The 23,012-nt window shown below is 49.3% G+C and carries 13 protein-coding genes; 5 read left to right on the top strand and 8 right to left on the bottom strand.

Going from position 1 to position 23,012, the window contains the following annotated elements:
- Window positions 1–26: 26 nt before the first annotated feature.
- Together DCW36_RS08380 and DCW36_RS08375 are read right to left on the bottom strand one after the other, a co-directional pair.
- On the bottom strand, window positions 27–1,658 hold the full coding sequence (locus tag DCW36_RS08380) for an alpha-L-fucosidase (RefSeq protein ID WP_114781881.1): 1,632 nt from the start codon (window positions 1,656–1,658) through the stop codon (window positions 27–29).
- Between the two features lie 14 nt (window positions 1,659–1,672).
- Window positions 1,673–3,127 carry an alpha-L-fucosidase gene (locus tag DCW36_RS08375; RefSeq protein WP_205702895.1) on the bottom strand — a complete coding sequence of 485 codons (1,455 nt, stop codon included), beginning with the start codon at window positions 3,125–3,127 and terminating at the stop codon, window positions 1,673–1,675.
- Window positions 3,128–3,723: 596 nt separating this feature from the next.
- Here DCW36_RS08375 and yabQ point away from each other — a divergent pair.
- Window positions 3,724–4,170, top strand: coding sequence for a spore cortex biosynthesis protein YabQ (gene yabQ, locus DCW36_RS08370; RefSeq protein WP_125185365.1), 447 nt, complete (start codon window positions 3,724–3,726; stop codon window positions 4,168–4,170).
- A gap of 222 nt (window positions 4,171–4,392) precedes the next feature.
- Here the strand turns inward: yabQ and DCW36_RS08365 are convergent, their stop codons facing one another.
- Window positions 4,393–5,253 carry a transposase family protein gene (locus tag DCW36_RS08365; RefSeq protein ID WP_164891072.1) on the bottom strand — a complete coding sequence of 287 codons (861 nt, stop codon included), beginning with the start codon at window positions 5,251–5,253 and terminating at the stop codon, window positions 4,393–4,395.
- 343 nt (window positions 5,254–5,596) lie between these two features.
- Here DCW36_RS08365 and DCW36_RS08360 point away from each other — a divergent pair, with 343 nt between their 5' ends.
- A complete protein-coding gene (locus DCW36_RS08360) occupies window positions 5,597–7,705 on the top strand; it encodes a hypothetical protein (protein WP_114781877.1) in 2,109 nt (702 codons plus the stop codon).
- Window positions 7,706–7,870: 165 nt separating this feature from the next.
- Here the strand turns inward: DCW36_RS08360 and DCW36_RS08355 are convergent, their stop codons facing one another.
- From DCW36_RS08355 to DCW36_RS08345, 3 genes are all read right to left on the bottom strand, one after another.
- Window positions 7,871–9,223 carry a polysaccharide lyase 6 family protein gene (locus DCW36_RS08355; RefSeq protein ID WP_205702894.1) on the bottom strand — a complete coding sequence of 451 codons (1,353 nt, stop codon included), beginning with the start codon at window positions 9,221–9,223 and terminating at the stop codon, window positions 7,871–7,873.
- A gap of 228 nt (window positions 9,224–9,451) precedes the next feature.
- A complete protein-coding gene (locus tag DCW36_RS08350) occupies window positions 9,452–11,107 on the bottom strand; it encodes a UxaA family hydrolase (protein ID WP_114781876.1) in 1,656 nt (551 codons plus the stop codon).
- Window positions 11,108–11,341: 234 nt separating this feature from the next.
- Window positions 11,342–12,211: an AraC family transcriptional regulator gene (locus DCW36_RS08345; RefSeq protein ID WP_114781875.1), complete on the bottom strand. Its 870-nt coding sequence runs from the start codon at window positions 12,209–12,211 to the stop codon at window positions 11,342–11,344.
- 439 nt (window positions 12,212–12,650) lie between these two features.
- On the opposite strand from DCW36_RS08345, the gene DCW36_RS08340 reads away from it, so the two are divergent.
- Entirely contained in the window at window positions 12,651–14,807 is a 2,157-nt protein-coding gene (locus tag DCW36_RS08340) for a discoidin domain-containing protein (RefSeq protein ID WP_114781874.1), read from the top strand.
- Window positions 14,808–14,949: 142 nt separating this feature from the next.
- Here the strand turns inward: DCW36_RS08340 and DCW36_RS08335 are convergent, their stop codons facing one another.
- Window positions 14,950–15,984, bottom strand: coding sequence for a glycoside hydrolase family protein (locus tag DCW36_RS08335; protein ID WP_125185364.1), 1,035 nt, complete (start codon window positions 15,982–15,984; stop codon window positions 14,950–14,952).
- 54 nt (window positions 15,985–16,038) lie between these two features.
- Window positions 16,039–17,967 (bottom strand): glycoside hydrolase family 97 protein, encoded by a 1,929-nt coding sequence (locus DCW36_RS08330; protein WP_114781872.1) that lies wholly within the window; start codon window positions 17,965–17,967, stop codon window positions 16,039–16,041.
- 305 nt (window positions 17,968–18,272) lie between these two features.
- On the opposite strand from DCW36_RS08330, the gene DCW36_RS08325 reads away from it, so the two are divergent.
- Both DCW36_RS08325 and DCW36_RS08320 read left to right on the top strand, forming a co-directional pair.
- Window positions 18,273–20,018: a glycoside hydrolase family 28 protein gene (locus tag DCW36_RS08325; RefSeq protein WP_114781871.1), complete on the top strand. Its 1,746-nt coding sequence runs from the start codon at window positions 18,273–18,275 to the stop codon at window positions 20,016–20,018.
- 217 nt (window positions 20,019–20,235) lie between these two features.
- Window positions 20,236–22,986, top strand: coding sequence for a TonB-dependent receptor (locus tag DCW36_RS08320; protein WP_114781870.1), 2,751 nt, complete (start codon window positions 20,236–20,238; stop codon window positions 22,984–22,986).
- Window positions 22,987–23,012 lie beyond the last annotated feature (26 nt).

Below are 23,012 nucleotides of genomic sequence, written 5' to 3'. Positions count from 1 at the left end.
GTTAGCTCTGCTTGTACCTGTACTTTTTACTTTGCAACAAACCGTTTTATATCTCCCCGAACACTTAAGGCAGGATGTACTACAACAGCCCGATATTGATATTCTTTACCTTTTTCAGGGTTTGGAATGGCAACAGCAAAGCTGCCTTCTTTATCGACTTCCACAAACTCAGTTCTTTGCCAGTCTTTGCTGTACAGATTTTCAGCGAAGCCCGCATACGGTCTGTACTCAAAACCCACCTGCACTTTAGAAGCATTCCCTTTTTTTATCAGCCTTCCCCTGACCTGTGTAGCACCATCTGCAATCTCTGGCGCCTGTGTTTCTAAAACAGGCGGATCAAGCGCCGGGATTATATTCTCCAGTTTTACAATAATAGGATTAGGCCATTTATAGTTATCGTACACGCGTTGTGCTCTAACTACCGAGATGTGCAGCCCATCATTCTTTTGCTCAAATTGCGAAGTAACATCTAACTGGTTTTTATATTCTGTTACTTTATCATTTTGCCCCAATACACTAATCTTTGTTTGCGGAGTGGCTTTTACCGAGCCCAACAGAAATTCTTTCCGGTCCCCCTTCGCCCAATCCTCAATTCCGGTAATAATGGCAAAGACTGTTTTCTTATCTTTTGAAGCTGTGAACCATATATTTTCCTCGTTCGTGATTATCCAGGGACGTACAGACGCTATAGCTTCGTGGTTGATAAAATTCCATGCCGCCATTTCTCTTAATTCTGTTTCCTGTTCATAAGGAATATAGCCATCAGGGTGCGGTCCCACATTCAACAAGAAGTTTCCCCCTTTGGCTCTTGCTTCAATAAGTAATTCAATCAGGCGTTCCCCTTTTTTGATGTCGTCGTGTGTAGGTTTGTAATTCCACTGGGTTCCCATCGTAACACAAGATTCCCACAGTTCATCCATGGCCACACCCGGGAGAGTTTGCTCTGGTGTGTTTACTGCTCCACGGGTAATAACCACATCCGGCTGTAGTTTCCAGGCCACTTCCTTACAGGGCTCTTTAGGCTCTCCATCAATAAAAAGCACATCAATTTTACCGAATTTAGAAAACAGCTCAGTCGTTTGCCGTCTTACCAGTTCATTGTAGGCCGATGTTGTTTTCTCATCAAACTCCATATCCCCTCGTTTTATAAGAATATTATGGTCGTTAAGAAATTTAAAGTCCTCTGGAGAATAATAAAGCCCGACAGCCAGACCGGCTTTCCTTACACCTGTCACATACTCTTTCAGTAAATCTTTTTTATAGGGTGTGTTGGTAATTTTAAAGTCTGTAGTTCTTGTATCCCAGAAACAAAACCCGGAATGGTGCTTGGCGGTGAAAACAATGTATTTCATTCCCGCAAGCTTTGCCAGCTTTGCTATTTCAAAAGCATTAAATTTATAAGGGTCGAATGTTTGGGGCAGTTCCTGAAAGTACCGGTTCAGGTAATCATCTGATGCACCGACAAGGGAGTGGCTAATGGTGATACCTAACTGTGCATCAACGTTGAAATGAATGAACATTCCGAAGCCCAAATCACGCAGCCACTCCTGCCTCTCAGATTTATTTAGGTTTCCTGCAAAACGGTTGTCATTTTCTTCCTTCTGCGCAAAGCTCAGCTGATATACAAGCAGGAACACAAAAATTAATATCTTCCTCATTATATTATACCTGGTTAAAGCTCCACCTGGACAACATCCACTAAATTGCTCCGCATACTTGCCGGAAGCGTAACAGTCACCTCTTTGTTGGCATATTTATAAGAAAGTGCTTTTTTTGAACCTAATAGTGTTACCGATTTAGGCTTGACAGGTACTTTTAGCGTCAGCACCGTATCTTTTGCCGGAAGCCGGTCTTTCTCATACATGCCGTTGCTTTTAAACTCCGGAATTGCGAACAGGTAACGGTAATTGCCTTGGGCAGTAGCCGGTACCGAAGCCAACTCGCCTGCAGGTAACTGACCAGTGCCCTTCACTGCACGACCGTTCACCTGCATCCACTTTTCCACCACCTTCATGTTTTCGTACACCGCATCCGGCATAGAGCCGTCTGCTTTAGGGCCAACGCTGGGCAGGTAGTTTACGCCCCAGGCGCGCATGCTGACAAACTGCCCCAGTATAAAGGCGTTGGAACGGAAAGGAATGGTATTGCTGTTGGCCCAGCTGTTGGTCCAGGGGTTGCAGAACTCGGCCCACACATCACCCGGGTCGGCAGCAGGCGGCGTACGTTCAAAAGTCCGGAAGTCGCCGGTGCCGTGCATGCGCGGGTTCATCACGATACCGGGCTGCAGCTTTCGTATCTCTTCGGGCGTCACCACACGGGTGGCGTTCTCAATCGGCGCCTTGCCATCGAACCAGAGCAAATCTATCTTGCCGTAATTGGTCAGCAGTTCCAGAATTTGCCCTCTTACCAGGGCTGCATAGGCCGCCTTGTGCTGCTTCAGCGCTTCAGGGTCAGGTTTGGTGGTTCTGGGGTTCAGGTCGGCGTCCAGTTCCGGGAAGTCGGGGTTGTTGGGACTGGGGCGGCGGAAGCTCTTGTAGTCGCGTTCGAAATACCAGTCGGGCGGCGAAAAGTATAGGCCCACTTTCAACCCGTGTTTGCGGCAGGCTTCGATAAAGGGCTTCACCAGGTCTTTCCCGCCCATATAATTTTTGGTGCTGAAGTCACCATAGTTACTGGGCCACATGGCAAAGCCTTCGTGGTGCTTGGTGGTGAGAACAGCATAAGTAAAACCGGCCTCCTTCGCTGCATTTAACCATTTATCCGGGTCGTAGTTTGTGGGCTTAAACTCTTTGGCCATAGCCCAGTATTCATTCGGCGTGAGCACCGGCCTTTCGTTGTTAATGTTGTAATGCCGCTCCCGGATGACGCGCGCCATCTCTGCCGAGTCCAGCTTGATGGAAGCCAGTCCCCATCCGGTTATCATGGGCCACGACGCATCCAGGTCTTTGACGGAGGAGAGCCCCCAGTGAATGAACAAACCCAGCCCCGCCTCCGGGTACCACTGCGCATCCGGGTGAAGCGTATGCGCGCTTTTAGCCGCAGCCTCATTCACATTTATCATGCTGTGTTCGGCCAGGGCTGCCTCATTTTCCTTATGCTGCGCTAAGCCCTGTAAGCTAACCAACACAAGAGCGCATGCTAAAAAGCTGCAGGAAAATTTCATTCTACAAAATTTGCTCATTGCTTTCTCCAAAAGCATTCAGATTTTAATGACTTAACTACTGATGGATACCCAATGGAATACCCGAACCAATGTTAGTTAATCTTCTTATCTTGAGGGGGGTAATAATCGTTCATTTAGGCTGACAAACTCTAAAGAAGCACATAACAGCTGTTAGTAGAACTTTTGGAGAGGCAGTTTGGGTAGTGGCTATGCTAAACTTTGGAATACCCGGGTTCAGTGGAGTGCTTCCACCATAGTACGGGAATGATTTTGCTTTTTACGACAGGAGAGGTTTAAGCATAAGGTCCCGGTGGAACTAATGATTATGTTTTAATAATGGTCGCTAGGATAAATATAAATATTTAATTTAATTTCATTAGAATTCTTAACAGCGATTCTAATTCTTCAGTAAAGAATGAGGCAAGTTCCTCTGTGGCTCTTGCCATACATGGAATACTCAAAAAGCTATTGAAAGGCAAAACTACTTATACACATAGTGCAAAAAGCCGAATAACTCTGTTTATACTAACGTTAGCATGCATGAACTATACAAGTCTAATATGAAGAATTATAAGATATTTGGTTTAATAGTTGGACAAGTTTTTATTGGACTTGGTTTTGGGGTATTAGGATTTATTATCACACTTCTCATAGACTATTTAATTTTGTGGAGTTTGATAGGCGAAAAAAGCAGCCTTTTTGGTAGCCTAATGTACGCCTCGATTGGTGGCTATATCGGGATGGTGACAGGAGTTGGATTTGATGGGTATAGATATTTAAAGAAGAATGGTAGACAAGGTGACTTCATGATACTATTTCTTCACAGCTTACTCGGATTTGTGTTGGGCTTTTTAGTATTTTTTGTTTCACTTAAATATACAGAGGGCAATATTTGGGTTTATTTCTTAGCAATCGGGTTACCATTGGCAGGGACAATGCTTAGTTTCACCTACAATTTAACCAGCATGGTTATTGAAAAAGACTCGCAAGAAAAAGTTAACCGTTAGCTATAGGTAGAAATGCAGTAGTTTCAATACAAAAGCTATAGGAGCCAAGTACATACTTTAACATGTTATCACTGCATGCCAGCGGAAAATGTATTTGAAATATTTTTGGGGAATAATGTATATTGTCTGCTAACCCTAAACAGGCTTAAGTCTCGGCCCCGTCTTGTCCATAACCTGTTCTACCCCATTAGCTGCAAACACAAACTATTATATTAAAGGTTATTACGATAAATTTCTATTGCTGACTCTGAGGTTCTGCAGTCCGCAGGCAATAAGCATTACCTGATCTCGTAGCTGTTGGCCCTTAAGTCGTATTTTATCTTTTACAATCTTTACTCTCTTGACACCGGCCATTACATGCTCGACCTTTACCCGTATACTTGCCAATAGCTGGTTATACTGCTTATCAAGTTCTGAGAGTTCCTGGTTGGGCAGCCTCTTCACCGGCAGGCAAGGTTGCGTACCCTGCGGCTTATAGCCCACAAACCCCAGGTCTGCCAGCAGATCCTTGTCAGGAACGAACTCGAGCTCCACCTCATCGGCCAGCGCCTTGTCGTGCAGACTCCCCTCCACCGTCGGGCTCAGATAAAGCACCCGATTGTGCTCATCGCTTACCAGCAGGTTCTTGTTGGTGTGGCAGCCCTTCTTGCCACTGTATTCGTGCTTTTGCCGCTCCCAGTCCACAGAACGTGGCACAGCCCGTTCTGTAGCCAGCTGCCCGGCCAGCAGTTGCAGTGTCAGGTAAAGAGCTCCAGGATCTCTGGCTGGCAGCATCTGCAGGCGTTGCAGCGCCTTTGCCAGCAAAGGCATCAGCACCCCGAGCCACTGGCTTACTTTGCCCTGGCTCATGTTAAAGGTGAAGCCATGACAGGATTGCAGTGTGTTTTGCTTCAGATAAAAGAGCACAAAAAAGAGCTTGTCTGCACTGCCCTTCAGACTCATGGATGCGTGTTCTGAGAGTTTCTCTATCACACGTGGCTTACCTTTCAGGTCATACCGGGCATGGTATTGCCGCCATAAAACATCAAATTCCTCCAGTAAAATAAAAAACTCCTGTACGTTCAAAGACGTTAAACTCATCATAGAGCGGTCATCGGTTTGGTTTTTTTTCAGGTATTGCATAACCTTAAAAGCTGTGCCGGGGCCGCTTTAGTTCGTTTTTAACTCATACAGAATTTATCGTAATAGCCTTTATTAAAAAGACCTATAGATTTGCATCTCATGCACTCCATAATTTTTAAGCAGACCCGCCTGGATTTTATGGGTATTAGGATCCGGAATTTTTTTACCTGATAGTGCCAAAAGAAAAATTCAGATATTGAAGCTGAAATGTAAAAAAGGAGTTAGGCATTCACCTTCTCTTAAGATTTGTAAAAACTAAAATCTAACGATACATCGAAATAACATACCAGATTTATAATCATTTATGAAGAGACACGAATTCAAATTAAAAAGACAAAAGGTTATTTTATTTTTGGCAAGTTTGTTACTGTTTTCTGTAACACAGGTACAAGGTCAGAAAACGCCCCTCCAAACAAGCAAGCCGGAAAAGAAATTTATTCATAAAGGTGCAGGGAATCCCTATTTGCCGCTTTGGGAGCATTTGCCTGACGGGGAGCCCCGCGTTTTTGAAGACCCCGATAATCCGGGTAAATACCGTGCTTATATCATAGGATCGCATGATTTAAGATATACGAGTTATTGTGGTCCGGACATTAGGGCGTGGTCGGCGCCTGTAGAAGATTTATCCAGTTGGCGTGATGAAGGTCCCATCTTTACTTACCAGGCTGACGGTCAATGGGATGTGATGTATGCGCCGGATTTGGTTGAGGTAAAACGGAAAGACGGTAAAAAAGAGTATTATCTGTATCCACACAGCCGCGGGCCAAACAGAGAAGCAATGGTTTGCAAGGGAAGCCGTCCGGATGGGCCTTTTACGCCCGTTAATTTAACTGAAGACGGAAAACGTACTGTTCAAGGAAGCATTTTAGGATTCGATCCGGCTGTGTATATTGAATATGTTACCGATCCGAAAGACCCGGATTATGAGATCGGGTTCAGGGCGTATGGATTTTGGGGATTTCAAAGGTCCTCCGCGGCACAGCTAGACCAGAATACGATGTATTCGCTCAGGCCCGGAACCCAGGTCATTAGCTACCTTTTACCCGCCAGTTCGAGATACGGCGTGATACGGGAACCGGCAGGTACCCAGTATCCCAACATCTATCCGAATGAGGATTTGGGAACATTCAATTTTTTTGAAGCTTCCTCCATTCGAAAAGTGGGAAATAAATACGTTACGGTTTTTAGCGGATATTCAGGTCCTGAATATGGCGTTGGTAGTTCCAACTCTACCTTGCGCTACGCTTTTGGCGATTCACCCTTAGGGCCATGGAAAAGCGGGGGTGTTGTGGTCGATTCACGTGCCCCGGTGCCAAACCAGGATGGAACCGCATTGCAGACCACCTATGCAGGACACAATACACACGGCAGCATCGAGTTAATCAACGGGCAATGGTATGTGTTTTACCACAGACCCCCAAGAGGTTTTGGGTATGCACGCCAGGCCGTGGTAGCTCCGGTAAGCGTTAAATGGGATGAAAAACCGGTCGCAGAAGGCGGAACTGTCTCGATCAGGGCCTATGATCCCTATGCCAAGGATAACCTGTGGACGGCAAAAGACAGCCAGGGAAGAGAATACAAGGGTGCGGAAGTTACCTCGGAAGGCTTCCATTTTTATGGACTCGATCCTTACCAATATTATTCAGCCGGGTATGCATCTTACCTATCGGATATCAGCATTCAGCAAGATTCGTGGGATATCTGGGACAACCACATGCCTATTGAGAAGGTGAAGAATGGCCACATCATAGGTTATAAGTATTTTGGTTTTGGCGGGCTTAAGAAAAACCAGAATGGATTGAAGGCCTTTGAGGGAACTAAAAAAGGAAATAAAACCGCGTTTAACCTCTTCCTGACACCAAAAACGGCAAAAGCCTTTAAGGTAAATGTTTGGTTGGATGGACCATGGGATACTGCTACCTGGAAAGGGAAAAAAATAGCTGAGATCGTTGTACCTGCTAATTCCAAACAGGAAGTAACACAGTTTACAGCAGATGTTTCGCAGTTTGTCGACAATCTGGATAAGAAGCATGCGATTTTTCTTGTAGCAGAAGGTGGGGAATCGGACGTACTTTTTGATTTATCCGGGCTTGGGTTCAGCTCGAAGAACAAGAAAATTAATCGTCCGGTTGTACCTACGGTAAGTATTGCTGTTAATAACCAGGCGATACCTATACCGGCTACTCCGGTTCGCTCCACTAATGCCAACGGCATTGTTGGTTACGATATTTATGAAACAACCTATAAACTTCCTGCCGGCACCACAGGAGTGCCCAAAGTAACGGCATCTTCGAACAATTCAAAAGTAAAGGAGGATGTTACGCAAGCAGAATCCTCGTCCGGAACGGCTGTTGTGAAATTTGATTATAATGGAATAGTCAAAACGTACCGGGTTGTGTATACTTCGGAATAAAAAATCATGACCGTGTGAGATTCCTTTGTTCCAGCCATGTCTCCTATTCCTGGCCTTTGCACAGGCAGGGGTATGGCTGGAACAAGGAATTTATACTTCTGTTCCGCCGCGGTATCACGTTTTAAAGTTGTTCGAATGCCTTCTAATAGGTAGAATACAACCTTACTACCTCGGATTAGCAGCAGGCCCCACATCCGCCACTGTTAACGGCATGTTTAACATTCTAGCGGAAGAAAATTCATCAGCACCTACATCCGGCTTGTTACTGCGTTTCTGTCCGTCCATATCCAGCTGTACATAGGGGAAAGTACCTTCCCCGGCATCAATCGCCGGGCTGCCAGCCTGAAGATGAAAAATAGCTGAAGAAGCATTCTTGAAAAGCTGCGGGTTTGCAGCCTTGTAACCACCGGCAGGGATAGCACCGGTACCAGCCGTGTTCCAGATGATATTGCCTTTCCAGGTAGTGTTGGCCGCGGGACCGTTGAATTCTGCTGCCTGGCCTCCGCCCTGGATGATGTTGTTGGCTATTGTGGTGTGGGTGGCGCCAAGGCCGTCTTTCCGGCCTGCCATAAAGAAGTTCTGCTTGTTGTTTACCAGGGTATTGTAGACAATTTCGCAACGGTCCGGACGGTCATGTGATTTCAGGTCTGCCCCGTCGGCCACTTCGGCACCGCCATTTCCGAGATGAATAGCCCGGCTGTTTCCTTCAAAGTAGTTGCTGTAAATGCGGTGGTCGTCCCCGAAAATCCGGATTCCTTCGGTGTTGAAGAAAAAATTACCATATACTTTCGTGTGGTTTCCGTGGCGCAGCGATAGCTCGGTACTGCCGGGGCCGAAGGTGTTGTAGCGGTACACGCAGTTGGATGCTTTGTGCGAGATATTCTCATTTTCTCCGCGGCAGTCGACAAACAGGTTGTACTCTACAATACCGTACGCCGGGGTCAGGCTGCTCCAGCTTCGCCCGAACTGGATGGCGGAGGAGTTGTTGCGTCCTGAGTTTTGGAAGTTGGTAAAGTAGTTATGGTGAATCCAGGTATGCTGCGCCATCGGCTCCCCGCCCGGCCCCTCCACCAGGATCATCCGTCCTTCGGTGGACTTGTTTTGAAAGGTGTTGAAATCTATCTCGGCATGGTCTCCAGCCACTATAAGGTAGCTCCCTACGCCTGTCAGTTCGAACACGTTCCGGGTAAAGCGGCAATGGCTGGCGCCATACTGAATCCTGGTGGTACTGTCTGCGGCATGCTTAAAAACAAAGCCTTTCACGGTGACGTACCGGGCGGGGCTGTCCACACTGAAGCCTGATTTACCGGTGATGGTAACGCCGCCTACGGTAGCAGCAGCAACGGTGATTGGTTTGGCAGCTGTTCCCTGCCGTGTAATGATGATGGGCGCAGTGGTCGCGTAAGTGCCATCCGCCAGTACAATATTATCGCCGGCCTTCGCCTTGTCAACAGCTTTTTGCAGGGCAGCCAGGGAAGAGACTTTGATGGTGGCTGCTGACAGTGTGCCGAAAGCCAACAAACAGCAGCAGCAGCATAAAAACAACCGAAAAGTACGGGTGTAGACCCAGCATGCTTCCTTACAAGTATTAACCGCTCTTTTCATATCTTTTCTTTTCGTTTCCATGTCCATTTCGTCAAGCTCTGCCCGTCACGACTCCTTCTATACCCTAAATTATTCTGCAGCACCACCCACCATAGCCTCTGCTCCCGATAATAAACTTAAACTGGTTTCACTGCAGGCACCTTACAGCGATACCCCGCGTTTCCAGAAGATAAAATCATCCTGCCCCAGTTTCATGGCTTTGGTATCGTACGCACCGCTGGCTAAACCGATGATGTACTCCAGCATATCCTCCCCTAGTTCCTGTATGGTTGCCTCACCGCTTATAACCGGACCGGCATCTATATCGATGATATCAGGCAAGCGCTGCGCCAGGCTGGTGCTCGAGGAGACTTTAACAACCGGCGAAATAGGATTGCCGGTTGGCGTGCCCAGCCCCGTGGTAAAGAGCTGCACATTGCACCCGGCTCCCGCCATGCCTGTGGTACTTTCCACATCGTTGCCGGGCGTGCATAAAAGTGTAAGGCCGCTTCTGCGCACGTACTGGCCGTAACCCAGCACATCCACTACAGGTGAGGTACCACCTTTTTTGGCCGCTCCCGCCGACTTGATGGCATCCGTTATCAGGCCGTCTTTGATGTTGCCCGGAGAAGGATTCATGTCGAAACCGGAGCCTACTGCTTCCGCGCGTGCCGCATATTCCCGCATGAGTCTCACAAAGCGCTCCGCCGTTTGTTCATCTACACAACGGTTAATCATATCCTGCTCTACGCCGCAAAGCTCCGGGAACTCGCTTAGCACCACTTTGCCGCCCAGCGCTACCACCAGGTCGGCAGCATAGCCCACTGCCGGATTGGCCGATATTCCAGAAAAACCGTCTGAACCTCCACACTCTACGCCTACCACCAATTTATCTAAAGTGGCTGGCTGTCTTTCGCAGCGGTTGGCTTCGGCCATGCCCATAAAAGTCTGCACAATAGCAGCTGACAACATACTGGTTTCTGAGGCAGCCTGCTGTTGCTCGAACACCAGAAGCGGCTTGGCAAAAGCAGGGTCCCGCTCTTTTATCTTCTCCTGCAAAATGGACGCCTGCGCATGCTGGCATCCCAGGCTCAGCACCGTAACACCTGCCACATTCGGGTTAACACAATAGCCCGCCAAGATGGCACATAGGTTTTCGGCGTCTTCGCGGGTTCCGCCGCAGCCACCGTCGTGCACAATAAACTTAATCCCGTCCAGGTTAGGGAATAAACGGTTTGCTGATGCTTTTTCAGGCCCTTCCTCTACCTGAAATGAACTGATGTCTTTCCCCTGCCGGTACAGGTTAACCAGTTCACGCACCTGTGCCTGGTACTTATCAGACGAAGCATATCCCAGCTCCTTCAGAAATGCCTCCTTCAGCGCTTCTACGTTCCGGTTTTCGCAGAACACCAGTGGCAGCACCAGCCAGTAGTTGCGTGTTCCTACCTGACCATCCTTGCGGTGATAGCCCCGGAAGGTTCTGTTCAGCCACTTACTTACATCTGGTGCCTGCCATTGGTACTCGCCATTCTTCCGGGAGAAATCTCCGGCCGCATGTTTCAGGTTTTCTGTTGTTACCAGACTCCCGGCAGGTAACCGGCAGGTCGTTTTACCCACCAGCACGCCATACATGTACACCTCTTCTCCGGTTTCTAAATCCTGAATGGTAAATTTATGCTTGGCAGCCACGTTGTCTGCCAGCATAAAGCTCTTGTGGTTAAAGCTAATGAATTGCCCTTCCGCCAGGTCCTGTAACGCTACCAGCACATTGTCCTTGGCATGTATCTGCAGATAGGTTGGTTTAGTTTGAATTTCCATTGGTTCTTTTTGTATAAAAAAGCGGCTGATGCTGCACCTTCACGAAGCGGTTAAATAGCAGGAGCAGCCGGTTATTGCCTCTTACAAAGTAAGAAAATTACCGTGTCCGAATTGTGGGCAATATAGGCTACCTACTAAGCTATTTTGGCAAAAGCGCCTGCTGCTTCATGGAGGGGCACAGGCCTGCTTATGGTCGGGCATAAAACAGGTAAAAGACGCTGCAACCCAACTGCTTTATTTCTTCAGGAATTCTTTCTGGTAAACGAGTGGGCTTTTACCCGTAATGGATTTGAAATATTTATGAAAGCTCGTCACGTTATGGAAACCGCTTTCGTAGCAGATTTGCTTAATACTCATCCTGTTCTCAATCAGAAGCCTGCAGGCGTGGCCAACCCTTATCTCGGTCACGAACTGCGAGTATGTTTTTTGGGTTCTGGACTTAAAATAACGGCAGAAGGAATTGTGGCTCATGTTGGCGACAGCGGCAATTTCTTTCAGGCAGATGGTGTTGCGGAAGTTAGCCAACGAAAAGTCGTATATTCTGTTCATCCGTTCACCCTCCAGGTCATTATACTCCTGCTTAAAAGCGACAGAGGAGAGAACCGTAAGCCTCTCGTCACGGGATATTTCGTCCAGGATTTCCATCAACAGAATGATGCGCTTTGGGCCTTCCACTTGCAGCGCCTCCTCCAGCAGACTGCCTACTGCCTGCCTGGCGCTTCCTCTTACCTGAATACCTCCCTTTGCTTTTTCCAGCGTTGTTTTTATAAGCTTGTTTTCAGGCAATTCGAGGAAATGGTCTCCCCAGAAGTTTTCGCAGAAATGCGCTACCCTGATATCCGCAGTCTCGTCCGTTTTTTCCTGCAAATAATGGTCGTCGAAGCGCCAGTAATGCGGGAGGCTGGCTCCGATCAGCACGATATCCCCGGACTCAAAGCGCCTGATACTGTCCCCGACAAACTGCATGCCTGTCCCTGTGTTAATATGAATCAACTCTACCTCCGGATGATAATGCCAGCGGTTATTAAGGCAGGGGATTCTGTCCTGCCGGATGCTGAAGGAATGGCTGGGTCCTGGAGAAACTTTTAAAAGCTGCGGTTTCATTTTGTGTACTCATTATTAAATGTTAGAATCCAATACCACCAGCAGGTTCGCCTTCAACATGCCAATAAAGTTTAGTCAATGGCTAACGCTAATGACCGTTACCGGCAATTTTTTATTCAAATTGCATACAGCATCGCTCCCTTCCTGTTAGTATCGGCTGGCCGTAAGCTAATGCCACACTGGTACAGGCTGAACTGCCATAGCGCTGCATCTGACTTTGCAAGCAGAAACAGATTTCCATGGAACCAGCCAAAACAGGTGTAGCCGTTAGCTGCGAATCAATAATAAGGTTTAAATTTATTTTACCGGAAGGCTGAATCGTTCAAAAAGGGCTAAGATTTCACTCCGGCTTAAAGAAGAGGGTATTCCCACCTACTGTTAGCCGTTTTTGTCGGTTCAAACACAAGTACAGATTACAAAAGCTATTTATAGTATCCTTATGAAAAGAGTATCGCTCGTTATTGCCTTCATCCTGACGCTGCTGGTGTCTGTTAGCCTGATTTCGCTAACATTAAAATCGCCGGAAGTCCTGCAGGCGGAACAAAAGCAACCTGCAGCCGCAACAGGAAAAAGCGAATGGGTGTACCAGGACAAGAAGGGCAAACTGGTTTATAAAAAGACTCCTGCAGGTGATAAAATAATGGACTACTCCCATGCCGGGTACATGGGCGGCGGGGTTGCTTTACCTGTGGTGCCCGTTCAGAAAAGAGTAAAGCCGTCGGGTGGCCCGGACGACACCAAACTCATCCAGGCTGCCATCGATGAAGTTGCTGCTATGCCCTTGAAAGACGGCTTCCGGGGAGCGGTGGAGCTGGCGGCTGGCACATATCCTTGCGAGGGCGCAATCACTATTTCAGCAGACGGGGTGGTGCTGCGCGGTAGCGGCAGCGGCAGAGACGGCTCTGTGATTAAAATGATAGGCGACCGCCACGTTGCTATTGTGTTAAGCAGCGGAAATAATTCCCGAAACGCTTCTGCCCAAACCGAAAGTGCTGCTAACAGCAAAGACTTCAAATCTGCAGAGACCACTATTACAGATGCCTATGTTCCTTCCGGCACGACCTCCTTCACGGTATCGGATGTGACCGGTTTTGCAAAAGGCGATGTCATAGAGATCAGGAAGCCGGTGACGGATGCCTGGGTGAAGTTTATGCAGATGCACGACATGGTGCGCGACGGCAAACCCCAGACGTGGATGCGCGCAGGCAGTACCCTCACCACGCAACGCACCATTGCAGCCATTTCAGGCAAAAAAATAACGCTGGATGTTCCCCTTAGCGACAACATCGACTCGAAACTGATACAACCACTCCAGGCTGCTGTTGTAAAGGTACAGCCGCCCCGGCTGGTGGAGCAGGCCGGGGTAGAGCAGCTGCACATACAGGCCCCTCCGCTGGAGATGAGCTACCAGCAGGCGCCTTACAAAGCCATGCAGATCAGGGGGAAAGACTGCTGGGTGCGTGATGTGCAGATAGAAGAAACCATGAACAGTGTGAGCGTGAACGGCAGCCGCATTACGCTGGAACGCATTGCCATTATCCGCACCGTGCCGAACCTGGGCGCCTCAAAGCCTGCCGAGTTCGCGCCAAACGCCAGTCAGCTCCTGCTGGACCGTTGCTCCAGTATAGGCGATAACATCTGGCATGCAGCCACCGGTGGCGGTCAGGCTGGCCCTATCGTAATGCTGAACTGTTCTTTTGCCGGCAACGGCCATATCGAGGGGCACCAGCGCTGGACTACCGGCATGCTGCTCGACAATTGCAAAGTACCCGAAGGCGGCATCGACTTCAAGAACCGCGGCTCCATGGGCTCCGGCCATGGCTGGGGTACGGGCTGGTCCGTGGCCTGGAACTGCCTGGCTAAATCGTATGTGGTGCAGCAGCCGCCGGGTGCCTACAACTGGATGATAGGCTGCATCGGCCCCAACATTCCGACGCCGCGCCCGTTCAACACAGGCCCGTTGCTGCCTTTAGGCATTTCCGATTCGCCTGGTGTGCCGGTAGTTCCGCAGAGCCTGTACCTGGCGCAGCTGGAGGAGCGCCTGGGCCCGCAGGCGGTGAAGAACATTGGCTACGGCGGAAATGATCCCGGCATTTTCTCCTATAAATTACCCAAGGGACCTACAGAGCACAAACAGTTGCTGGATAAAGTTTACGGCCGGGATGTGGCCGCTTATAAGTATGCCAACACCAGCAACGTGCGGGGCGGCGAACTGAAATTCGGAGGCGAGCGGGCTATAGATGGTGATGTAAACACGTACTGGTCTACTGACGACGGCATTACTACCGGCAAACTAGAAATAGACCTGGAGGAACCGCAGTACATCGGTGTGGTGGAACTCAGGGAAGCAACCAAACCCGGGCCGCGTGTGCAGGCCTATAAGGTAGAGGCCCAGGTGGATAGCGACTGGAAACTACTCGCCGAAGGGACAACGATTGGCAACCAGAAGGTAGCTCATTTCCCAACCGTGCTGGCCTGGAAGGTGCGCCTCATCATCCTGCAAGCAAGTGATTCTCCGGCAATCAGTCAGTTCAGCCTGTACCGGGATAAAACGGCTGCCACTGCAAAACCTGTTTCAGGCGCTGAAATAAATTAGATTTATATGACACGGCCTCTCCCCTTTCTGCTCAGTGGTAGAAAAGAGAGAGGCCGTGTCATGAATACTTACCTAGTTAACTACACAGCTATCAGAAATCTGCTGTACCAGCCACCATTCCCTCAGTACCTGGTGGTTAGCTTTATTTATTAGCCGCAAAACGCTGAGGCACATAATTAGCTACAGGCTGTACCACGATGCGGGCAGGTCCTTTTTCAGGCAAGCAGGCTGTGAAAAAGGCTGTAATCTGGCCTTTCTCATTTTCATAGACAAACGGCCTTTCGCGCCTCGAAAATTTTTCGGTTGTGTTATCGTCGTAGGTAACGGTTTTGGAATAGATCGACTCCGATGAGACGGGCAGAAATGTAACACCATCCGTAGAGTAGTATTGTACCCCGTCTTTATTCACTCCTGTTACATCGCCTCTGAAATCACTGCAGATAACGTTGTACTGGTTTGCCGCCCACCAAATGGTAGGATCTTCCAGCTGGTTCTTTCCCGGAAATAAGTTATTGCCGCTATTGAGAATAGAATAAGCTCCATTATAAGCAGGAGCGGTATAACCCTGCGAAATCCGGATATCGTTTACCGCTTTGCGTCCGAAAACATAAATGCTTCCGTCGGCTTTAACCAGTGGCGCAGGATTAGAGAAAGGCATGGCTATTTTATCGGAGCGGGTCCAGGGGCCGGTAATGGATCTGGAATATGCATACCCTGTTTCGTTGGCTGTAGAAATGTAATACAGCACGTACGTATCGCCGCTTTTAACAATCTTAGGATTGTGCGCCCGCTCGTTGTCCCAGAACCCGCTACGCTTCTGCAATACCACTTCCTGGAAAGTGTACGGACCATAGATATTATCAGCTGTTGCCCTTACAATTTCGGAATAGGTTGTCCAGCCGGCGAGGCCATATTGCTCGGGCCAGCGGGAGGCAAACATGTGGTAGGTATCGCCAACTTTTATAACCGTCGGGCACCAGAGGATGTATCCCTCCATGCTAAAGCCGGCGTTTTTCATGGCTGGCTTCAGATAATCCTTTATGGTCTGGGGTGCTGCTGCAGCCAGCGGTTCCTCTTTGGCTGGCGGATCTGCTACAGCAGACTCACAGCTTAAACTCACCAACAGGCAGCACATCGCCAGAAACCTGAAGGGTACATTGGTATTTATTTTTCTCATAAACTTTACTTTACAAGCGGCTGCCCGTAATGCCGAAACAGCCGCTTAACATGTTTATTTTAATGAACTAAGCCTGGTGCTTCCGCTGGTGTAGCGGGCAACATAACCGCCGCCTGCTACCAAATCAAGCTGCAGGGTATCGTCTTTTTTCTGGCTTACATTTTCGACCCGCAGGGCGCCCGATTCCTGCTGATCGTCTTTCACCACCAGTGTTTCATAATTGCCCTGCCCCAGGAAAGAAAGCGGGATGCTGATAGTCTTTGGGTTTACACCATTCATAATGGCCAGGAACCAGGTGTCGCCTTTGCGCCTGGCAAAAGCTGCCACCTCACCGATTTCTGATGCCGGCAACACAATGGTTTCGTCCCAGGTAGAGGGGATGCTCTTCATCATTTCCACGCTTGGGTTGGCCAGGATGTTGGCAGGCGTAGCGGCATAGGTAAGCAGTGGTGTGCTCATTATGGCCGCGCTGGCTACCTGGTGTGCCCAGGTGGTATTTTTGCGGCGCTCCCCGAAGTGCACAGGCGTGTACTCGGCATGCCCGGCCAGCCAGCGGGTAAAAGGAACCGTGGTGTTATGGGTTGCCCTGTCTTCTAGCTTACTGGCTTCCATGCCTTTCACGGCTTCGCGGGTTACTTCATTTGGCCAGGTACGTGCCTCACCGGTAGGTTTATTGGCCCCATGGAAATCTACCAGCAATTTATGCTCTGCTGTTTCCCGGAGTATATTCCGGTACAGGTCAATTACTTCCTTGGCTTCGTGATCGAAAAAATCCAGCTTCACGCCTGTAATGCCCAGGTCCTGGCAGCGCTTAAAAAAGGCAAGGCGCTCATGGTCGTCGCGGAGCGATTTGGAGTGCTTCCACAGCCAGACACCCACCTTCTGCTGGTTCGAATAATCTACCAGTTCTCTTATCTCTTCGTCGGTCCACCTCGACCAGAAGCCTTCCAGGATATTATGCTCGTACCCCAGTTCGCCTGCCTGCTTCGAAAACTCTTTCATCACGGCCAGAGTGCCGTCGCCGCCACCATCCAGGTACTTCCAGACAGCACGGCCAGGTCTGATCCAGTCGGTATGAATGCCCTGCGGGAAAAGCTCTTTATCAGGGGCAGGATTAAGGTTGGCTACTGCATCGTTGTTCGCCATAGCGTTCAGGTCAGCACCAACCATTACCACACGCCAGGGAGTGGTGATGGTGCCTGTCACGGCAGCAGGCTTAATTAACCTTTCCACATCTTCTTTGCTGTAGCGCAGCTCGTACGGGTAAGAGGTAGGCTGATGATGGGCAAGGCGCGTAACCAGCTGACGGCTACTGTCGCTCTGCAGGGCCATGCCGCTGTAGTTCTTCAAATCTGCTTCGGTGATGGCAGCATAGCCACGACCTTCAGGCAGTTTAAACGTAACCGGAGGCGCCATCCACTCACCCGGCTTCACCTGGGCGATATCGTTTTTGGTATGCACACTCTCGTAGTGCATGTGCAGGTCGTGGTACCAGATGGTGCTGCCTTCAGGTAATTTAAATGCGGTTGTTTCGTCGGGCACCCGTTGCTCGTTTTCAGCACCCGGCACAATCAGCCGGAAAGAAGCAGCATCGTTAAACACCCGCACGTCCAGGGTATACTCCAAACCGTCATTCTGCTTCAGGGCAATTCTGGCTCCCTTGTACTTGTTTACAGCTTCTGCATGCGCTCCATGCCAGGCATATGTTTCGTCTGCCTCGTACTGCTCCGTTTTGCCGGGCTGCACATTGTTGGTTATCTCCTTGTTATCAATGGTCATCACCAGTGGCGACGCTTCTATTACCGGCTGGTCTTTAAAAGTGATGGTATAGACTAACTGGCTGTCCACCTGGTTCAGACGGAACCTGACATTGCCATCCGGGCTACTGATTATGGTAGTGTCATCTGTCAGAGCGCAGGCTGAAAAGCCTATGGTTATACCCACCCAAAGGGCAAGACTTTGAAAACTTTTTAAGTTGATCATAAGCATGTTGATTTTAGGTTGAAGTTGATTTTTCTGAAGCTTTATACTACCATTTATCGCACGAACTATCCGGATGCTTTTTCTTTCTGCTGCGCATATTAATTACAGGCAGATTGTTCTTGTTTCATCATGTGAGTCTGGTTGATCAAATATAAAATTTAAGCGGTTTGTTGTTGGAGGGCAGTTAGTTCTATTAAGGGTGATTATCGTTCAAAGGAGCCAACGCCCCTTCCTCAGCTTTGACAAATTGAAGCTTTGATATTAATTAGCTTAATAATATTAGTTAGTATTCAAACATTTCAGCCATGATAGAAACACCCCTTTTACAAGAAGAGCCAAGCGGTATCGCCACATCCAACCAAGCGTACGTATCCTTGTCGCGGCGCAAGTGGCTCGGGCGCATTTCGGCGGGCGCATTAGCCGTTGCCGGCACCAGCATGATCGGTACGCAGGCGCTGGCGGCGGAGCCTGTAAACCCCGGCGCCATTAAAGACGGCATGGCGGGTGCAGGCACATATAACATCCGGGATTTCGGCGCAAAAGGCGATGGCAAAATGCTCGACACAGCTCCCGTACAGGCTGCTATCGATGCCTGCCACCGTGATAATGGTGGCACTGTACTGGTTCCTGCGGGCGACTTCGTTATCGGCACCATTGAGCTGAAAAGCAACGTAACGCTCCACCTGGCTAACCAGGGCCGCCTGCTGGGCAGCCCCAGGCGCGAAGACTACCGTGCCGGCAAGGGCGTTCCGGAAGGGAACGGCAATATCGTACTGCTTTATGCGGTTGAGGCTGATAACATTGCGATTGAAGGAAGGGGAACGCTGGATGGTAACGGCAAAGCCTTCTATACCGGCCATGGAGACAATACCGGTCCGGGCAATACAGAACGCGGCTATATGGATCGTCCGCACCTGGCCATTTTCTATAAATGCACCAACCTCCTGATGCGGGACACTTTCTTTACCCAGAGCGCTTACCACTGCTTCCGCATCCTGCACTGCCAGCAGATAAACATCGATGGCATACGCATCTACAACCGCATCAACAAAAACAACGACGGCTTCCACTTTAACAGTTGCCAGTATGTGCACATTTCCAATTGCGACGTCAGGTGCCAGGACGATGCCTGCGCTTTGTTTGGGAGCAATCAGTTTGTGACTGTCACCAACTGCTCTTTCAGCACGCGTTGGTCTATTTTCAGGTTTGGCAGCGGTGCGGCCCAGCACATTGCCGTTTCGAACTGTCTCATTTACGAAACCTACGGCTGCCCCATCAAGATAAGCTCCGGGCGGGCACAGCTCGAAAACCTGACCTTCTCCAACATCATCATGCGCAATGTTACCGGGCCCATCGGTATCGGGTTCAGCGGCGCAAGCCAGAATTCGTCAAACGCTGCAGCTGATACTGCCAAACCCTTTGTGCGCAACATTGTGTTTAATGGCATCCGGGCTACTGTGGTGCCGCTGCCTGTCAACCACCCTGATATTCCGTTTGAAGTTTATATCAAGAACGGCGAGCAAAACTCCTGCATCACGCTCAACGGCATGGGCGAGGCTTACCTGGAGAACATCAGCTTCACGGATGTGCATGTCACCTACGCAGGCGGCGGCACAGCGGCACAGGCCGCCAAGCGCGACATCCCCAAAATTGCCCGTGAGTATTTTGGAGTATGGGACCAGGAACCTGCCGGTCCGCCTGCTTATGGCCTGTATGCCCGCAACGTGAAGGGCCTGACCCTACAGAATGTCCGCTTCGATTACGAGAAACCCGACGCGCGTCCGGCTGTTGTGTTTGATAATGTGCAGGAGGCTTCCATCAACGGCCTGAGCGCCCAGGGAAGCCCTGAAGTGCCGCTGCTGCGCTTTACAAACACAAAAGATGTGATGCTTTCTGCTACCAGAGTACTTACATCCGCCGCTGCTTTTCTAAGCCTGGAGGGCACCGGAAACGAAGGTATTCCGGTTGATGGCGGAGATTTACGGAAGGCAGGAAAACCAGTGGTGTATGAAAGCGGCGCCACAAAGAAGTCGGTAAACCTGCGGGTATAGTTTGAACATTATATTTTCCGTTACTCCTGGCAAGGATATCCACGCCAGGAGTAACGGAGCCCTCTATACTGCTGACTACCGCTTTCGGTTGAAAGCATACATTCTGACTTAAGTTGATTTTTATTGAGTTAAAGCATTATAAATATAAGTAACTGAACTAAACTTTTGAACAAGGTTGAAGTCTAAACATTGTTACCCACCGCCTTAAGTCCTGCTCATGAAGAAACTGCTACTGCTTTTTACCATATCGCTCTTCCTGTACAACGCTAATGCGCAGGGTGTTATCGTAAACGGCACCGTGTTGAGCAAGCACGACAGCGTGTCTCTTCCCAGCGCCCGTGTCATGCTTACCAGGCTTGCCGATTCGGTAAAAACGACCACCGGCACCGACCTGCAGGGCAACTTTATCTTTTCAAGAGTAATTCCGGACCAGTACACGATCGAGGTAAGCTATGTGGGGCACCGGACACTGGTTAAACTTTTCAGGGTGCAGGACAAGGCCATTAACATGGGCAATCTTCAACTTGAGCACGAAGCAAACACCATTGGCGAAGTAGAGGTTATCGCGGAGGTATCTATGGGCGAGCAGCTTGGCGATACCACCCAGTTTAATGCAGCAGCCTTTAAAGTAGCCGAAGATGCCAGTGTAGAGGACCTGATTCAGAAAATGCCCGGTATAGTAGTGGAAGATGGCAAGATACAGGCACAGGGAGAAGAAGTACTGGAGGTTTTGGTAGACGGCAAACGGTTTTTCGGTAGTGATGCAGAGGCAGCGCTCCGCAACCTGCCGGCAGAGATTGTGCAGAACATCCAGATCTTTGACAAGCTGAGCGACCAGGCAGAGTTCAGCGGCGTGGACGACGGCAACCGCCGTAAAACCATCAACGTTGTAACAAAACCGGATCGCAGAAAAGGCCAGTTTGGCAGGATGTCGGGGGGCTATGGCAACGACAACCGCTACATGGTTGGCGCCAGCATCAACGCCTACGAAGGCGAAAGACGGTTTACCTTTACAGGCATCACCAACAACATCAACCTGCAGGATTATTCTGCCGGGGAGGTACCGGGTGGCGGCATGCGCGGGCGCAGGGGCGGTGGAAACGGGAATATGACCAACCACAACTTCGCAATGAACTACAACGACAAGTGGGGCGAAAAAATAACTGTTAGCGGCGACTATCACTTCTTTAGCAGGAAAACAGTAGACTTCCGTTCTATTTTCAGAGACTTTATCTCTCCTGATGATCTGGGTCAGCAATATACCCAAACGAGCAACAACACAAACCGGAATTCTGATCACCGGATGAACCTGCGCCTGGAGTACAACATAAATGAAACCAACAGGCTCCTGATTACCCCCAACTTCTCCACATCCGCAAACAGCTCATTCGGCTACCGCTTTGGAAGAACCATTAACGACGAAGGCCCCTTAAATCAGAGCGAGAACGAAAACCGTTCTGAAAACGGCTCCTTTAACATTGGCAACAACATCCATTACAGCCACCGCTTCTTCAAAAAGGGGCGAGTTTTCTCCACCAGTTTCTACACTGGTATAAGCACAAGCGGAGGAGAGAGTTACCGGCAGCAGGAAAACATCTTTTATAAGAACAGCTCTAAAAATCAGAATGTAAACCAGTATATCAGGCAATCTGGCAACGGCTACTCGTGGCGCGCCAATACTTCCTTCTCGGAGCCGGTTGGCGACAGTGCCGTGGTGCAGCTGGTCTACAAGATCGGAGACCGGAAGAACGATTCCGACAGGCGCACCTTTGATTTTGTAGAGCTGGGGTACGATGCACTCGACACGGCACAGAGCAACATTTTTGTAAGCCAATACCTAACGCAGGAGTTCGAGTCGGTGTACCGATACAACACCAAAAAGCTGCGGCTACAGCTGGGGGCCGAGTACCAGATTGCCCGTATGCAGAACCAGCAGGAGTTTCCGTTCATTAATGGGATGGACCGCAGCTTTTACAGTGTGTTACCCTCGGCACAACTGGAGTATCGCTTCACCAGAACCAAAAACCTGCGGATTGAGTACCGCACCAACACCAACGCTCCCTCCCTTTACCAGCTGCAGGAGGTTATTGATATTTCTGACCCCTTCCGCATCAGGAGCGGTAATCCAAACCTGAAGCAAACATATAACAACAATGTTTCTATCCGCTTCCGGACGTTTAACAAAGAAACAAACCGTGTTTTCTCGTTCACCCTGAACGGCAGCCTTAACCAGAACAGCATTACAAACAAAACCTTACGCTACGATGCAAAAACCCCCATTGTATACGGTGACAGGGAGTTAAGCGCCGGGCAACAGTTTATTATTCCGGTAAACGTGAACGGGGATATGAGTATTAACTCCAATTTTAACTATGGACAGCCACTGGGCTTCGTGCCCCTGAAAGTTAACCTTAATGGCTCCCTGGGGCACAACAGAAGGCCTTCGATGCTCAACAGCATGCTCAACTTCACGAACTCCAACTACTTCAGGCTGGGCACTTCCTTAAACAGCAACATCAGCAAGGAAATCGATTTTCAGGTGTCTACCCACTCCAGGTACAACATCGTGAAAAATACCCTGCGCCCGCAGCAGAACAATAATTTCTTTAACCAGACCACACAGGTACGTGCCAACATCACCTTCCTTAAAAAGATGGTGTACCGGACCGAGCTTAATCACCAGCTCAACAAAGGCCTGTCTGGTGGGTTTAATAATAATTTTCTGCTCTGGAACATGAGTCTCAGCAGGAAGTTTCTGGAAAAGAATAAAGGTGAAGTAAGCCTGAGCGTGAACGACCTGATGGGACAGAATAACAGTATCCGGCGTTCTGTATCGGAACAGTACATCCAGGACTCACAATCGACGGTACTGCAGCGCTTCTTTATGCTGACTGTTGCCTACAACCTTCGCAATTATGGAGGGAAAGCTCCCTCCTCCAAAAACAACCGCAAAAGCAACCAAAATTAACAGCAAAAAGATTTGCTGCTGCAGTC

Source organism: Botryobacter ruber, assembly GCF_003347595.2.
Lineage (GTDB): Bacteria > Bacteroidota > Bacteroidia > Cytophagales > Hymenobacteraceae > Pontibacter > Pontibacter ruber_A.
This window is presented reverse-complemented; position numbering and strand designations above follow the sequence as displayed.